This window comes from Myxococcus sp. MxC21-1 (genome assembly GCF_032612255.1).
Classification (GTDB): domain Bacteria; phylum Myxococcota; class Myxococcia; order Myxococcales; family Myxococcaceae; genus Myxococcus; species Myxococcus virescens.
The window spans coordinates 8,456,702-8,471,884 of sequence record NZ_CP123278.1 but is presented as its reverse complement, the minus strand read 5'-3'; the positions used below and the strand labels follow the sequence as shown (position 1 = coordinate 8,471,884).

Annotated in this window: 16 protein-coding genes and 1 pseudogene; 14 read left to right on the top strand and 3 right to left on the bottom strand. The window is 69.5% G+C overall.

Going from position 1 to position 15,183, the window contains the following annotated elements; translation table 11 throughout:
- Positions 1–146: 146 nt before the first annotated feature.
- The 14 genes and pseudogenes from atpG (at position 147) to QEG98_RS37995 (ending at position 11,279) form a co-directional block, all read left to right on the top strand.
- Positions 147–1,031: an ATP synthase F1 subunit gamma gene (gene atpG / locus QEG98_RS38060; protein ID WP_090487569.1), complete on the top strand. Its 885-nt coding sequence runs from the start codon at positions 147–149 to the stop codon at positions 1,029–1,031.
- Between the two features lie 459 nt (positions 1,032–1,490).
- Positions 1,491–2,936 carry a F0F1 ATP synthase subunit beta gene (gene atpD, locus QEG98_RS38055; RefSeq protein WP_316564808.1) on the top strand — a complete coding sequence of 482 codons (1,446 nt, stop codon included), beginning with the start codon at positions 1,491–1,493 and terminating at the stop codon, positions 2,934–2,936.
- Positions 2,937–2,967: 31 nt separating this feature from the next.
- Entirely contained in the window at positions 2,968–3,540 is a 573-nt protein-coding gene (locus QEG98_RS38050) for a hypothetical protein (protein ID WP_090487575.1), read from the top strand.
- A 21-nt stretch (positions 3,541–3,561) separates the two neighbouring features.
- A complete protein-coding gene (locus tag QEG98_RS38045; RefSeq protein WP_090487579.1) occupies positions 3,562–3,972 on the top strand; it encodes a F0F1 ATP synthase subunit epsilon in 411 nt (136 codons plus the stop codon).
- A 354-nt stretch (positions 3,973–4,326) separates the two neighbouring features.
- The gene (locus tag QEG98_RS38040; RefSeq protein ID WP_090488731.1) at positions 4,327–4,707 is read left to right on the top strand and encodes a group I truncated hemoglobin; all 381 of its coding nucleotides are present in this window, start codon (positions 4,327–4,329) and stop codon (positions 4,705–4,707) included.
- A 15-nt stretch (positions 4,708–4,722) separates the two neighbouring features.
- A complete protein-coding gene (locus QEG98_RS38035; RefSeq protein ID WP_316564807.1) occupies positions 4,723–5,721 on the top strand; it encodes a 2Fe-2S iron-sulfur cluster-binding protein in 999 nt (332 codons plus the stop codon).
- Position 5,722: 1 nt separating this feature from the next.
- Positions 5,723–6,169, top strand: a complete 447-nt coding sequence (locus QEG98_RS38030; protein WP_090487585.1) for an RrF2 family transcriptional regulator — start codon at positions 5,723–5,725, stop codon at positions 6,167–6,169.
- Positions 6,166–6,426, top strand: coding sequence for a hypothetical protein (locus QEG98_RS38025; RefSeq protein ID WP_011556837.1), 261 nt, complete (start codon positions 6,166–6,168; stop codon positions 6,424–6,426). Before QEG98_RS38030 ends, QEG98_RS38025 begins: the two co-directional genes overlap by 4 nt.
- Before the next feature lie 360 nt (positions 6,427–6,786).
- Positions 6,787–7,500, top strand: coding sequence for an ADP-ribosylglycohydrolase family protein (locus QEG98_RS38020; RefSeq protein ID WP_316564806.1), 714 nt, complete (start codon positions 6,787–6,789; stop codon positions 7,498–7,500).
- 5 nt (positions 7,501–7,505) lie between these two features.
- Positions 7,506–7,811 (top strand): ADP-ribosylglycohydrolase family protein, encoded by a 306-nt coding sequence (locus QEG98_RS38015; protein WP_316564805.1) that lies wholly within the window; start codon positions 7,506–7,508, stop codon positions 7,809–7,811.
- 163 nt (positions 7,812–7,974) lie between these two features.
- Positions 7,975–8,379 (top strand): phage holin family protein, encoded by a 405-nt coding sequence (locus QEG98_RS38010; RefSeq protein ID WP_090488733.1) that lies wholly within the window; start codon positions 7,975–7,977, stop codon positions 8,377–8,379.
- The gene (locus QEG98_RS38005; protein WP_090487591.1) at positions 8,376–8,897 is read left to right on the top strand and encodes a hypothetical protein; all 522 of its coding nucleotides are present in this window, start codon (positions 8,376–8,378) and stop codon (positions 8,895–8,897) included. The genes QEG98_RS38010 and QEG98_RS38005 overlap by 4 nt, the downstream gene beginning before the upstream one ends.
- Positions 8,898–8,927: 30 nt before the next feature.
- Positions 8,928–10,271: a cytochrome ubiquinol oxidase subunit I gene (locus QEG98_RS38000; protein ID WP_410477899.1), complete on the top strand. Its 1,344-nt coding sequence runs from the start codon at positions 8,928–8,930 to the stop codon at positions 10,269–10,271.
- Positions 10,261–11,279, top strand: a pseudogene (locus QEG98_RS37995) (cytochrome d ubiquinol oxidase subunit II). The gene QEG98_RS38000 and the pseudogene QEG98_RS37995 overlap by 11 nt, the downstream one beginning before the upstream one ends.
- Positions 11,280–11,333: 54 nt before the next feature.
- Here QEG98_RS37995 and QEG98_RS37990 read toward each other — a convergent pair.
- The 3 genes from QEG98_RS37990 to QEG98_RS37980 form a co-directional block, all read right to left on the bottom strand.
- Positions 11,334–13,367, bottom strand: coding sequence for a TonB-dependent receptor domain-containing protein (locus tag QEG98_RS37990; RefSeq protein WP_316564803.1), 2,034 nt, complete (start codon positions 13,365–13,367; stop codon positions 11,334–11,336).
- Positions 13,368–13,768: 401 nt separating this feature from the next.
- Positions 13,769–14,311 (bottom strand): hypothetical protein, encoded by a 543-nt coding sequence (locus QEG98_RS37985; RefSeq protein ID WP_316564802.1) that lies wholly within the window; start codon positions 14,309–14,311, stop codon positions 13,769–13,771.
- Between the two features lie 26 nt (positions 14,312–14,337).
- On the bottom strand, positions 14,338–15,108 hold the full coding sequence (locus QEG98_RS37980) for an SDR family NAD(P)-dependent oxidoreductase (RefSeq protein WP_090487609.1): 771 nt from the start codon (positions 15,106–15,108) through the stop codon (positions 14,338–14,340).
- Between the last annotated feature and the right edge of the window lie 75 nt (positions 15,109–15,183).

The window sequence follows — 15,183 nt, the reverse complement described above, 5'->3', positions numbered from 1 at the left end:
CGGTGGGGCGTGCGATCGTCTGCCCGGCGGCGGCAGGCATCCGTTGACCGGCTCCCGCCCCGCCTATATAGGGGGCCCCGTCTTACCCTGCCCCGCCTTCCTTCAGGACAAAGCGGGTCGAACGCCCCACAGGAGCTCCCCGGTCCATGGCGTCCCTTCGCGACATTCGCAAGCGCATCCGCTCGGTGAAGAACACGCGTCAGATCACCAAGGCGATGAAGATGGTTTCCGCCGCGAAGCTCCGCAAGGCGCAGGACGGCATCCTGGCGGCGCGTCCCTACGCGACGATGCTGGATCAAATCATCGCGGACCTGTCCGCCCGCGCCGGGGATGAGAGCCTCAGCCACCCGCTGCTCACGGCCCGCCCGGTGAAGCGCGTGGAGCTGGTGCTCCTCACGTCGGACCGTGGCCTCGCCGGCGGCTTCAACTCCAACGTCATCCGCCGCGCCAACCGGTTCCTCTACGAGAACACGAACCTGGAGAGCATCCGCCTCTCCACCGTGGGCCGGAAGGGCAACGACTTCTTCCGCAACCGCGGCCAGAACATCCGCAAGGACTTCGGCGGCCTGTACCAGCGCCTGAACTACCGCGCCGCCGCGGACGTGGCCGAGGAGCTGGTGGCCAGCTACCTCAACGGCGAGGTGGACGCGGTCCACATCGTCTACAACGAGTTCGTCACCGCCATCTCCCAGACGGTGAAGGTCGCTCAGCTGCTGCCGCTGCAGACGCTGGGGACGCCGGGGGAGGCCCCGGTCGCGGGCTCCACCTCGCTGGTGGATTTCAAGTACGAGCCGGACCGTCAGTCCGTGATGGACCGCCTGGTGCCCCAGGCCGTCAACATCAAGCTCTACCGCGCCCTGCTGGAGAGCGTGGCCAGCGAGCACGGCGCCCGCATGAGCGCCATGGAGAACGCCACCTCCAACGCGACCGACATGATTGGCAGCCTGACGCTCACCTACAACCGCACGCGTCAGGCGGTCATCACCAAGGAGCTGATGGAGATCGTCTCCGGCGCCGAGGCCCTGAAGTAGGACGTTTCCGCAGCCGCGCCTCCTGGGCCCGCCTCGTCTATCGAGGTGGGCCTTTCGCGTTCAAGGCCCCCGCGACGCGCTTCGAACTGCATCCCCAGACCGGGTCAAGTACGCCGGCAACCTGCTCGCCTCGCGGTCCGCCCGGAGGCCCGCGGTGTGTTCGGCCGCTACGCGCCGGAGGAGCGTTCCTCCTCGAAACGCGAGCAGGTTCAGAGCCAGAACGCCAAGGCCGTCCTGGTCGGTAGCCCGAACAGCGGGCGGCCCCTGGTGTACCAGCCGGATGGGAGGTAAGGGGGTGGCGCCCGGCATGTGGTTCCGCTAAGCCGGACTTACCAGTCAGTTGCCCGGGAGGCTTGACCCCCGGGGGGGGCCCCGGTAAAGGGGGCCCGCCCTCACAGCCGGGCCGAAATTTCAAGGGTGGCGGCGCCCGTCCGCTCCCCGTGCGAGGCAGACGATTCCATGAGCGCTCAAGTTCCGACGGCAGGCAGAATCATCCAGGTCCTCGGCCCCGTGGTCGACGTCGAGTTCCCGCCCGGCGGTCTCCCCGAGGTCTACACGGCCCTCAAGGTCACCAACGCGAACCTGAGCGCCGACGCCGACAACCTCACCCTCGAGGTGGCGCAGCACCTGGGTGAGAACACCGTCCGCACCATCGCCATGGACTCCACGGAGGGCCTGGGCCGCGGCATGCCCGTCAGGAACACGGGCGCCCCCATCCAGGTGCCGGTGGGCAAGGCCACCCTGGGCCGCATCCTGAACGTCACCGGCGAGCCGGTGGACGAGATGGGCCCCGTGAAGGCGCAGGAGTACTGGTCCATCCACCGCCCGCCCCCGCCCTTCACGGAGCAGGACGTGCGCGTGCAGATGTTCGAGACGGGCATCAAGGTCATCGACCTGCTCGCCCCGTACACCCGCGGTGGCAAGATTGGCCTCTTCGGCGGCGCCGGCGTGGGCAAGACGGTGCTCCTGCAGGAGCTCATCCGCAACGTGGCCGTGGAGCGCGGTGGCTTCTCGGTGTTCGCCGGCGTCGGTGAGCGCACCCGCGAGGGCAACGACCTCTACCACGAAATGCAGGACACGAAGGTCATCCAGACGGACAACCTGGAGGCCAGCCAGGCCGTGCTGGTGTACGGCCAGATGAACGAGCCGCCCGGCGCCCGCGCCCGCGTGGCCCTGTCCGCGCTGACCATGGCTGAGTACTTCCGCGACGTGGAAGGCCGCGACGTGCTCCTCTTCGTGGACAACATCTTCCGCTTCACCCAGGCCGGTTCCGAGGTGTCCGCCCTCCTGGGCCGCATCCCCAGCGCCGTGGGTTACCAGCCCACGCTGGCCACGGAGATGGGCAGTCTGCAGGAGCGCATCACCTCCACCACGAAGGGTTCCATCACCTCCGTGCAGGCCATCTACGTCCCCGCCGACGACCTCACGGACCCGGCGCCCGCGACGGCCTTCGCCCACCTCGACGCGACGACGGTGCTCAACCGCTCCATCGCCGAGCTCGCCATCTTCCCCGCCGTGGACCCGCTGGACTCCACCAGCCGCATCCTGGACCCGGCCGTCATCGGCGCGGAGCACTACGGCGTGGCCCGCAAGGTCCAGGGCATCCTCCAGCGGTACAAGGAGCTGCAGGACATCATCGCCATCCTCGGCATGGACGAGCTCTCCGAGGATGACAAGCTGGTGGTGGCCCGCGCCCGCAAGATTCAGCGCTTCCTGTCGCAGCCCTTCTTCGTGGCCAAGGTCTTCACGGGCAAGGACGGCCGCTACGTGAAGCTCCAGGACACCATCCAGGGCTTCAAGGAGATCGCCGAGGGCAAGCACGACGACATCCCCGAGGGCGCCTTCTACATGACGGGCGGCATCGACGAGGTGGTCGAGAACGCGCGGAAGCTCGCGGCGAGCTAAGCTGGGCGCTTCTCCTCCCGCAGAGGTCCCCATGCGCCGTGCAGCGCTCGCCCTGGTCCTGATGTTCCTGGCTCCCTCCTCCGCCCTGGCGGAGGAGCGCAGGGGACGGGCCCGGGTGAGCGCCAACGGGCTCTACAGCGTCCGCATGGTGGAAGCGGCGCAGGACCAGTGCCGGTTGGAGGTGGCGCAGGAGAGCGGCCCCGTCTGGACGCTGAAGGAGTGTCTGGGCACGGTGGACGACCTCTACTTCGTCTCCAACGACGGCGAGCGCGTCTGGGTGGTGTGGCCGCTGGTGGAGAAGGGCAAGGCCGTGGCGGAGCCGCGGACGAAGAAGAAGTCGAAGGCGAAGAAGCCCAAGGGGCCTCCCGCCTGGGCGCGCGTGGTGGTGGCGGCGCAGTATGGGCGGGATGGCCAGCGGCTCCAGGAGAAGCGGCTGACCGAGTGGCTCAACACGCGGCAGCTCTCCGAGGTGCGCCAGCTCACCCACCACTTCAAGTGGCTGGAGGGCACGCTCGGAATCCCCGGCAAGGGGCCCCGGTTGACGGACGCCGGGGTGGTGGAGTTGGAGCCAGTGGGTGGAACCACCCGCCAGCTCACGTTCTGATTCGGTTGTGCGAGGAGCCTCATGGCCAAGCTGACTGTGGAGATTGTCACCCCCGAGAAGCGCATCCTGTCGGTGCAGGCCGACGAGGCGATTGTTCCTGGCGGCCGGGGCCTGTTCGGCGTGCGGCCGGGGCACACCCCGTTCCTGTCGCTGATGGAGCCGGGCCCGCTGACGCTGATCGAGGGTGGCCGGCGCGAGTCCTACTTCGTCGCGGGCGGCTTCGTGGAAGTGGGCAACGACAAGGTGCTGGTGCTCGCCGACGCGGCCGAGCCCGTCACGGGCATCGACGTGGAAGGCGCCCGTCGCCGCATGGCCGAGGCCCAGGAGCGCATGAAGGGCATGTCCTCCGAGGACGCGCGCTTCGAGCTGGAGCAGGCCACGGTGCGCCGTGAGGCCGCCCGTATCGGCGCCGCCAGCACCGCGCGCGCGTAGGCTTCTCCCCGTTTCACCGCCCAGGAGCGTCTCGCGCTCCTGGCGTCCCTGGCGTGACACCCGGGCTCCCCTTGAGCGGAGCCGGTGTCCGCTTCTGTTTCCGTGAGGGTGCCCCTCTGGGGTGGCGCCTCCGGAACAGGCATCCCGGTCCACACCTCGCTTCGCAATGCCCCCAGGGGCCTGGCTGCGTTCGCCTCCGAGCCTTCGCGCGGGCGCGGCGGCCTCCTGTCAGCGGCTGTCCTCGGTCGCAGAAGCTCCACTGACAGTGCTGCTTCCATTTGACGTGACGGTGCGGATTTTAAGGTGCATCTAGAATGCATCTTAAAGCCCATGCCGGGCGAGAGGAGCGGCACCATGAGCGTGACGGCGGAGAAGAGTGTCTACGAGGAGCTGGGCGGAGAGCCGGCGATGGCGGCGGCGGTGGAGGTCTTCTACCGGAAGGTGCTGGCGGACGATCACATCAGCCACTTCTTCGAGGACGTGGACATGGAGCGCCAGGCTGCGAAGCAGAAGGCGTTCCTGACGATGGTGACGGGTGGGCCGGTCCACTACTCGGGCAAGGACATGCGCGCGGGCCACGCGCCTCTGGTGAAGCGTGGGCTGAACGACTCGCACTTCGACGCGGTCGCGGGCCACCTGAAGGCGACGCTGGAGGAGCTGGGCGTGGCCGCGCCGCTGGTGGCGAAGGTGATGACCATCGCGGAGAGCGCCCGCGCGGACGTCCTGGGACGCTGACCCGAGGAGCACGCCATGCCCAAGGTCAAGCACGAGTCTGACTGGTATCCGCTGGAGTCTGGAGAGAGTGTGCTGGACGCGCTGCTGCGCCAGGGCATCTCCATTCCGAATGCGTGCCGCGCGGGGGCCTGCCAGTCCTGTCTGATGCGGGCCGTGGCGGGGACGGTTCCAGAGGCCGCGCAGGTGGGGCTGAAGGACACGCTCCGGGCACAGGGCTACTTCCTCGCCTGTGCCTGCCGGCCTCCGGAGGGCACGCAGCTGGAAGTCACCGGCGCGGAGGCGCTGCGCATCCCCGCGCGCATCCAGGCGCTGTCGTTGCTGTCCACCAGCGTCCTTCGTGTGCGGCTGGTGACGGACAGCCCGCTGGCGTACCACGCGGGGCAGTACGTCTCCCTGGTGCGCGAGGACGGGCTGGCTCGCAGCTATTCGCTGGCCAGCCTGCCTCATGAAGATGCCTTGGAGTTGCATGTGCGGCTCCAGCCGGGCGGGGCGATGAGTGGCTGGCTGGCGCAGGACGCACAGCCGGGAGACAGGCTCCAGGTGCAGGGCCCGGCGGGGAGTTGCTTCTATGTGCCGGGCCGGCCCGAGCAGCCCTTGTTGCTGGCGGGCACGGGCACGGGGCTGGCGCCGCTGTACGGCATCGTTCGCGACGCGCTGGCCGCGGGCCACTCGGGGCCCATCTGGCTCTTCCATGGTGCTCGGACGCCCGAGGGGCTCTACCTCACCTCCGAGCTGCGGGCGCTGGCCGAGCAGCATCCTCAGTTTCGCTATCGTCCGGTCGTGTTGGAAGGCGGCAGCCGGGACGTGGCCGAGGGCGCGCTCGATGTGCTCATCCGCGCCGAATGCCCGAAGCCGCTGGGCTGGCGCGCATGGCTCTGCGGAGACGGGCCATTGGTGCTATCCCTTCGAAAGAAGCTGTTCCTGGCCGGGCTCTCGCTGAAAGACCTCCACACGGATGCCTTCTTGCCGAGCGTTCCATCGGGGCAGCGTAGTGCCGACGCCGGAGCCCGCTGACGTGCACCTCACCCTCCATGCCGACTACTCGCTGCGGGTGCTGCTCTACCTGGCCACGCGCACGGGGCGGCCCGTCTCCACGCAGGAGATGGCGGATGCGTACGGCATCTCCAAGCACCACCTGGTGCGCGTGGTGCAGACGCTGGCGGGGCAGGGGGTGGTGGACGCGCGAGCGGGCCGCTCCGGCGGCGTGGTGCTGGCGCGCGCGCCGGCGGACATCCAGGTGGGGCGCGTGCTGCGCGCCGCGGAGCCGGACTTCCACCTGGTGGAGTGCTTCGACCGGGAGCGCAACGCCTGTCCCATCGCTCCCGCTTGTGGGCTCAAGAGCGTCCTGGACGAAGCGCGCGAGGCGTTCCTCGCGGTGCTGGACCGGTACACGCTGGCGGACCTGCTCCGCCGCTCGCGCCCGAACCTGCAGGACTACTTCCTCCCCACCTCCGAGCCATGATGTCCGGCACGCTGGAGCTGTTTCATCGCATCGCGGATGCACCGTCCGCGCAGGCCCGGCGCTACATCGTGGACTACGCGCTGGAGGACCGCGTGCGCTTTCGCAACGTGGCCTTCGACGAGGCGGAAGCGGACTGGCGCAAGCATGGCGGACATACCACGCCCGCGCTCTGGGATGGCACGCACCTGCATCAGGGCGCGCAGGCGGTGATGGCGCGCTTGCAGGCCGTCGTCAACCTGGGGCGCGACGACGCATGAAGTAGCGGGCGCGCGTGTGCTGACACCCGCGCGCTGGTGCCACCTGCGCGTCCCTCGTGCGCCATTCCCGCCGTGCGCGAAGCTTCGAGAGTTGGACACGTGTACAGGTGCGCGGATGCGTGCACCCTCCGAGGCTTGCCGCGCGCGTGTTGGTTGCGGTAGTCAGCCCACCCCGCGCTGCGATCCACGAGGCGCCAGGGATGGAGGGTGGACGGTGAAGAATCCGAGCGGCGGAATTTCGAGGACGGCTGTATCGCGCTCGTCAAGCCCCGGCATGATTCTTCCCGCTCCGGCTCGCGGATGTTTCACGGGTTTCTCTCGGCCGTTCTGGCCTGAGCGTCGGTTAATCTCCACGACCCCATGCCGCTGACTCCCGCCGAGCGCCAGGACAGGTTCCATGCGGCGTTCGTGGGGCTCGCCATCGGTGATGCGCTCGGCTTTCCGCTGCGCGGCATTCCACCGGCGAGCCTCACGCGGCTGCCCGGCCTTGCCGAAGACTTCGCGCCCGCCCGCGCGGCAAGTTCGCCAAGGGCCAGTTCAGCGACGACACGCAGCTGCTGCTCGCGGCGGCGGAGAGCGTCATCCGCGAGGGCAAGGTGGACGGCCGCAGCGCGGCGGCGCACGGCGTGGCTGTGGCAGGAGGGCATCATCCTCCAGCCGCCCAAGAGCCTGGCGGACGCGCTGCAGCGGCTGGCCAGCGGCGTGCCGTGGATGAGCGCGGGCGCGTCCCTGGGCACGCGCTGCCATTCAGTGCTCAGCCGCGCGCTGGTGGTGGGCCTGCTGGAGAGCGGCCACCGCGCGCGCCTGCCGCATGACGCGGGCGTGCTCACCATCATCACGCACAAGGATCCGGTGTGCGCGGCGGCCGCCGCCGCTTTCGCGCAGGCCGCGGCGCTGGGCATGGAAGAGGAGCCGCTGACACCCGCGGCCTTCTGCGAGGAGCTGGCGCTGGCGGCGGCCGTGCACGACAAGGGGCTGGCCGAGGAAGTGCGCCACCTGCCGCGCCTGCTCACCTGGGACACCGCGCGCGCGCTGACGCAGCTGCGCAAGGTGGGCGTGCCCCCAGCGAGCTGAAGGGCGTGGACGGGCTGCCGCCGCACGTGGTGCCGGTGCTGCTGACGTCGCTGTTCGCCATCCTCAAGGTGCCGCACGACTTCCGGGAGGCGGTGGCCCTCACGCTGCGCTGCGGCGGCGAGGCGGACGTGGCCGCGGCGCTGACGGGCGCTCTGCTGGGTGCCCACCTGGGGACGCGCGCCATCCCGGCGCGGCTGCGCAAGCAGGTGTTGTACTCCGAAAACCTGGTGGATACGGCGGACCGCCTCTTCCGCGCCCATCAGGTCCGCGAGACGCTGGCCACCGCCCTGTCGCACCGCCGTCGCCGCTGAGCGCGAGGGCAGGGCAGGCAGGCGGGCGCCGGCGTGCATTTCCCCGGGGCTTCACTGGAGGGAGCGTCCTGCCCACCTTGTGCGAAGGAGCGGGCCGCAAGGATGCCAGGCAGGCATGGGAGCGCACGTGTGGTCCGCGGAGTCATCGCAGGAGGCGCACGTCGTGGATCTCGAATCGGAACGCCTGGAGCGAAGTCAATTGGAGACGCTCTCCACGGCGGAGCTCATCCGGCATGCCTTGGCGGAGACGCGCCTGCTGGTGCGCGCCGAGGTGATGCACGCCAAGAAGGAGCTGCGTGAGGAGCTGAAGGCCGCGCGTACCGCGGGCATCCTCCTGGGGGCGGGCGCGGTGCTGGCGCTCACGGCGCTGGCCGTCCTCTTCGTCGCGCTGGGGCTGGCCCTGCCCATGGCCCAGGCGCTGGGCGTGCTGGTAGTGGGCGTGGTGCTGCTGGCGATTGCCGCTGGCCTGCTCTTCATGGGCCGCAAGCGCGTGCCCAAGAAGCCGCTGCCGCACACACAGGAACGCTTGAAGATGGACTACCAACTCACGCGGGAGACGCTGCAATGAATGGCAACGACCGCGACGCAGGCGAGCCCTCGGCTATCGAGCGGCGGCATGAGGACCACCGCATCACCCGGGGCATGGGGGACCGCAAGCAGGTGGAGGAGACGGCCGACCGCATCCGCGACGAGCTGATGCTCACGCTGGCGGAGTTGGACCGGCGACGCGAGCGCGCGCTCGACGTGCGCTACCATGCGCGGCAGCACCGCACTGAGCTGATGGCCGCGGGCGCCGCGCTGTTGACTGCGGTGGGCCTGGGCGTGGGGTACGCGGTGTACCGCGCGCGCAACCGCGATGAGATTCTGCGCCGCAAGCGCCGCAAGGCCCTGACGCGTGCCTGGGAGCACCCGGACCGCGTGGCCTCCAGCGCGGAGCCGCGCCCGCTGGGCGCGGAGCTGGGGAGAAAGCTCGTCCTCATCTTCGCCAGTACGCTCGCCACCGCTGTTGCACGAAACGCGGTGATGACACTGGTTCCCGCGCGCCGCGTCCCCGCTTCTGCTCAGGGGGTTTATAAGAATACATAATTGCGACAAATTAAGACATAAACCATTCTGATGCTCATGACGGACCTGCTCTATGCGCGGGCCCAAATGGGCTTGTCGCTCGCGTTCCACATCGTCTTCGCCGCGGCGGGAGTGGCGCTTCCCGTCCTCATGGTGCTCAGTGACTGGAAGGGCCGGCGCACCGGTGATGCGGACTACCAGAAGCTGAGTCAGAAGCTGGCGAAGGGGACGGCCATCCTCTTCGCGGTGGGCGCGGTGAGTGGCACGGTGTTGTCCTTCGAACTGGGCCTGCTGTGGCCAGAGTTCATGGGGCAGTACGGCGAGGTGATTGGGCTGCCCTTCAGCCTGGAAGGCGTCGCCTTCTTCACCGAGGCCATCTTCCTGGGCATCTATCTGTACGGGCGGGAGCGGGTGTCGCCAGGGATGCACATGTTCTCCGGCGTCATGGTGGCGGTGAGTGGCGCGGCCAGCGCCTTCTTCGTCACGCTGGTCAACACATTCATGAACGACCCGTCGGGCTTCACGCAGTCGGCGTCGGGGCCCGTGGACGTGCAGCCGCTGGTGGCCATGTTCAGCCCCGGCTGGCAGTACCAGACGGCGCACGTGCTGCTCTCCTGCTACCAGGCGAGCGCCTTCGCCATGGCGGGCATCCACGCCTTCGTGTTGCTGCGCCACCCGGGCGCGGCCTTCCACCGAAAGGCCCTGTCGGTGGCGCTGCCGCTGGCGTGTGTCACCGCGCTGCTCCAGCCCGTGGTGGGGGACTTGTCCGCCAAGCACGTGGCGAAGGCGCAGCCGGTGAAGCTGGCCGCGATGGAGAGCCAGTTCGAAACGGAGCGCGGCGCGCCGCTGCGCCTGGGCGGACTCCCCAACGTGGAGACGGGCGAGGTGCCCTACGCGGTGGACATCCCCAAGGGCCTGTCGATTCTCGCCTTCGCGGACCCGGACGCGGAGGTGAAGGGCCTGAATGCCTTCCCGCGCGACGAGTGGCCGCCGGTGGCGAAGGTCCACGTGGCCTTCCAAGTCATGGTGGGCACTGGGAGCGCCATGGCGCTGCTGGCGTTGGTGACGCTGGGCTGGCGGTGGCGGAAGAAGGCCTGGCCTCACGGGCGGAAGATGATGTGGGCGTGGCTGTTGTCAGGGCCGCTGGGGGTGGTGGCCATGGAGGCGGGCTGGCTCGTCACGGAGTGGGGACGACAGCCGTGGATTGTTCGCGGCGTCATGCGCACGGCGGACGCGGTGACGCCGGTGCCACACCTGGCCGCGCCCTTCTGGACCTTCACCGCCGTGTACCTGTTCCTGGGGGTGACGGTGGTGACGCTGCTGGTGCGGCAGGTTGCGGGCACGCTGCCCACGCGCGACAGCGGTCAGGCGGGAGGTGAGGCTCATGTCCACTGATGCGATTCTGGGCTTCGCGGTGGCGGGGACCTTCGTCCTCTACGCCCTCTTCGGCGGGGCGGACTTCGGGGGCGGCGTCTGGGATTTGCTCGCCTCCGGACCGCGCAAGGCGGAGCAGCGCGCGCTCATCGCCCGCGCCATTGGCCCGGTGTGGGAGGTGAATCACATCTGGCTCATCGTGGGCCTGGTGCTGCTGTTCGCCGGCTTCCCGCGCGCCTTCGCGGTGCTGAGCGTGGCGCTGCACGTGCCGCTGACGTTGCTGCTGCTGGGCATCGTGTTCCGGGGCGCGGCCTTCACCTTCCGGGCCTACGACACGCGCGGGGATGCGGTGCAGCGGCAGTGGGGGCTCGTCTTCAGTGGCGCCAGCGTCATCGCGCCGGTGCTGCTGGGCATGTGCGTGGGGGCCGTGGTGAGCGGCACCATCCGCGTGGAAGGGCGGGTGGTGGTGAGCGGCTTCTTCGCGTCGTGGCTCGCGCCCTTCTCATGGGCGGTGGGCGCGCTGGCGCTGAGCCTCTTCGCCTTCCTGGCGGCGGCATACCTCACTCACGAGGCGCACGAGCCCGCGCTGCGCGAGGACTTCCGCCGCCGGGCGATGGGCGCGGGCGTGGCCGTGTTCGTCGCGGCGCTGGCGGTGCTGTTGCTGGCACGCGAGGGGGCGCCGCGCGTCTGGGAGGGACTCTTGCGCTCGCCCTTCGCCCTGGCGCTGCATGCGGGCACGGCGGTGGCGGCGGTGGCGTCCTTCGCGCTCTTGTGGGCGCGCCGCTTTCAATGGGTCCGTGTCGCGGCGGCCGTGCAGGCGGGGCTCATCGTGCTGGGGTGGGCCGCCTCGCAGTACCCGTACCTGGTGGTGCCCGACGTCACGCTGCATGGCGCGGCGGCGAGCCTGGCGTGCAGCGTTGGTTGTTGGTGGCGCTGGGCGTGGGCACGGCCGTGGTGGTGCCTTCGCTGGTGTTGCTGTTCCGCGTCTTCCGGCCCGCGCCCACGTCGGGCGCCGCATCGGAGGCGTGAGTCGCGCGGGCGTCCTCGCCACGCGCAATGCGTGACGAGGGACGAAGCGGCGCCTTAGAACCGCGCGTTCACACCCGCGTAGACGGTGCGGCCGCGCTCCTGGAACACGTAGCCTTCCTCGTCCTCGGTGCGGGTGTTGGCGAGGTTGAGGACGCCCGCGTTGACGCCGAAGTTCTTGCTGATGTCGTAGCTGGCGCCCGCGTCGAAGAGGGCATAGGCCTCCACTTCCTCGGTGCCGCTGAGCTGCGGGCCAATGTACTGGCCGCGCACGAAGGCCTTCAGCTTGTCCACCGGCGTCAGGTCAATCTGGCCGTTGAGGGTGTGCTTGGGCCGGTAGGCGAGCTGCACGTCGTTCTCCAGGTCCCGGCTCTCCAGGAAGGTGTAGTTCGCGCTCAGGCGCACCACGTTGCCGAAGGCCTTGCTCGCCGTCGCCTCGACGCCGCGCAGGCGCGCGCGGTTGACGTTGCGGGGCACGTACAGGGGCAGGCCCGTCGCCGGGTCGGTGCCCACCGGCTCCACGCCCGTGCCGCGCGGCGTGTCGATGAGGTTGCGGATGTTGTTCTGGAAGACGGTCGCCGACAGGGCCCACGACGTCATGGTCCAGTTGGCGGACACCTCGAAGTTGGTGCTCTTCTCCGGGTCCAGGTCCGGGTTGCCGATGATGCCGCAGCGGCCTCGGCAGCTCGTCACCAGGGACTCGGTGCTCATCTGACGCAGCGTGGGCGCCTTGAAGCCCGTGCCGACGCCCACCTTCAGCGTGAGGTGGGTGATGGGCGAGTAGACGGCGTAGGCACGCGGCGTGAAGTGGAGGCCGAAGTTCTCGTGGTTGTCCAGGCGCGCACCCAGCAGCAGGGTCAGCTTGTCCATCAGCGCCAGCTCATCCTGCGCGTAGAGGGCCTGCTGGTGCACGCTGGCGCCGCCGCTGGTGAACTCGTCCGACTTGAGGTCAATCCAGCGCGCCTCGCCGCCCACCGTCAGCGTGTTGATGCCCAGGTACGCGGTGGCGTTCGCCTCCGCGACGATGTTGTCCTGGGTGAGGCCGTCGACGCCGCTCTCCAGTCCTTCCCAGTAGCCGCGGACCTCGGAGTTGCCCCAGTCCCACTTGCCCTTGTGGCCCAGCACCGCGTCGTTGCGGTGGACCACCGCGTCCGCGTCGCCGTAGGAGCCGCCGATGTAGTACTCGCCGATGCGGTTCTGGTACGCGCGGCCGTACTCGGCGGTAATCGTCTGCTGCGCGGTGGGCGTCCAGTTCAGCGACAGCCGGCCGTTGTGGTCATTGCGGCCCTCGAGCGTGGCCAGGTCGCCGTGGTTGACGACGCTGCCGTCTTCACGCGTCACCGGCGCACCGTCCGCGTTGAGCACGGGCGAGCCCGGGTTGCGCGCGCCATTCCACGCCTGGCGGTGGTTGAAGCCGCCCGTCACCTTCAAGGAGAGCGTGTCCTCGATGAGCGGACCGCTGAGGAAGACGCTGGAGCGGAGCTCCTCGCCGTTGGCGCCCACGGTGGGCGTCTGCGCCTTCAGGTCGATGCCGCCCGTCCACTTGGGCGCAATCGGCTTGGTGATGATGTTGATGACGCCGCCCAGCGCCTCGGAGCCGTAGAGGGAGGACATGGCGCCGCGGACGACCTCGATGCGCTCGATGCCCTCCGTGGGGATGAGGCCGATGTCGAAGTCGTTGTGGCGGAACACCGCCTCCAGCGAGTTCACGCGCTTGCCGTCGACCAGGATGAGCGTGTAGCTCGAATCCATGCCGCGGATGCTGATGCCACGGCGGCCCTGGCTGCCGGCCGTCAGGCTGATGCCGGGCGCCAGACGGATGGCGTCCGTCAAATCGCCCACGGGCGCCCGCTTCAGGTCCTCCTGCGTCACCACGGTGACGGAGGCAGGGGCGGAGGTGACGTCCTGCTCGGTGCGCGTCGCCGTCACCACCACGGGGGCCATCTGGAAGATGTTGTCCTCCAGCGCCGTCTCCGCCTGCTCGGCCTGATGCTCGGCGGCCGCGGAGTCCGGCGGCGGCGTGGCCGCGTCCTGCGCCCAGGCGGGCGTCATGGTGAGCAGCAGGGCGGAGCCCACCCACTTCCACGTCACGGACAGGCGGGGAGCACGGAAAGGTCGGGGGGAAACGTCATCACGATGAACGGCGCGCAAGGTCCTTCTCCTCATGTGGGTGTCTGAACTGCCGGACTCCCCCCGTTCCGCTTCCGCCCGAGGCGTCCGCGGGTGCTGATTCGAGCAAGGCCCTCCCGCCGCCGCGGAAGCCGCGACGTGGAGGGACACCTGCGATGCAAAGGGGCCGCGTCCCGAGGTCTTCCGGTGCTCAGCGGAGCGTGCGCGGAAGGCACTGTACGTTGCGTGTGACTTTGCAAATCAATATCAATTGTGCGGCACTTTGCGTCCTGGCGGGTGTCCTGTCAACGCGCGGAAGGCGGAATCTTCTACACCAGCCGTAGAAGCCCGCCTTCACCGCGGAGATGCCCGCGAGGTGTGCGTCAGCCTTGCGTGGGCCAGACGGCCCGTGGCTCTTCATCGTCCCGGGCGATGAGCAGGGTGGCGCCTTCGAGCAGGTCCTCGGAGTCCAGGGCCTCCACGGCCGTGCGCACGCCCGCGTCGGCGTCCATCACCCGGCAGTAGACGCGGAGCTGCTGTGCCTGGAGCTCACCGCCTTCGACCTCGCCATTGCCCGTCCAGCCGAGCGCGTCCGTGAGCAACTCCTCCACGGCGACGCGCTTCTCCACGTCGTGGCCGGTGCCCTTGCCCTCGATGGTGTACTGGACGATGAGGGTCATCATCGCCGTGGGATCAGGCTCGTCATAGCCCTGGTCCACCAGGGGGCCAGCGGCCTCGGCGATGACCATGTCCGGGTCTTCATCCGGGGGGAGGGGCAACTGCTGGTCTTCACCCGTCTCGCCCACGAGGCCTTGGTGCACGGTGAGTGCTCCGTCATGCACCCAGGCCTCCCAGTAGCGGAGCCGGTTGCCTTCCTTCTTGTAGAGCTTCAGCACGCTTCGAGTCTCATTCGAGGGCCCCTGCATAGCACGGAGCCCGGGGGGCTTTTCGCTCAGAAGGCACGGCCCTGGCCCCCATCCACGGGCAGGGTGGCCCCTGTGACCCAGCGTGCGCGTTCCGAACAGAGGAAGGCCACCACGTCGGCCACTTCCTCGGGGGCGCCGAAGCGGCCCCAGGGCAGCTCGTCGCGCACCAGTCTGGCCACCTTCTCTGGATTCTCCTTCTGGCGTTTGTCCCAGCTGCCGCCGGGGAAGAGGATGGAGCCGGGGGCCACGCCGTTGACGCGGATGCGGTACTGCGCCAGGTCCACCGCCATCTCCTTGGTGAGCGCGGTGATGCCGGCCTTGGCGGTGGTGTAGGGGGCGCTGGTGGCGTACTCGCGGCCAAAGATGGAGTTGATGTGGACGATGCAGCCGCCGCCCTGCTGGCGCATGGCCTCCACGGCGCGCTGGCTGCACCACACGGCGGACAGGAGGTTGCGGTCCAGGACGGATGTCCACTGCTCGGCGGTGGCGGAATGGAAGGCGCCCGCGCCGCCGCTGCCCCCCACGTTGTTGACCAGGATGTCCAACCGGCCGAAGGCGCGCACCGCCGCCTCCACTGCCTCCACGGCGCCGGCCTGGGTGGCCACATCCGTCACCACGGTGGCCACGTCCGCGCCCTCGGCGCGAAGCTGCGCCGCGGTGGCCTCCAGGGCCTCCGCGCCGCGTGCGCTGAGGCACACCCGCACGCCCTCGCGGGCCAGCACCGACGCGATGGCCCGGCCAATGCCCCGGCTGCTGCCGGTGATGAGGGCCGTCTTTCCTCTGAGCTCCAGGTCCATGGGCGGGCGTTCTACTGCGCCTGTCCGCTCATGGGGGCGTCATGGTGCCGGGGCGTTGAGTCCTGTGCGCAAGGC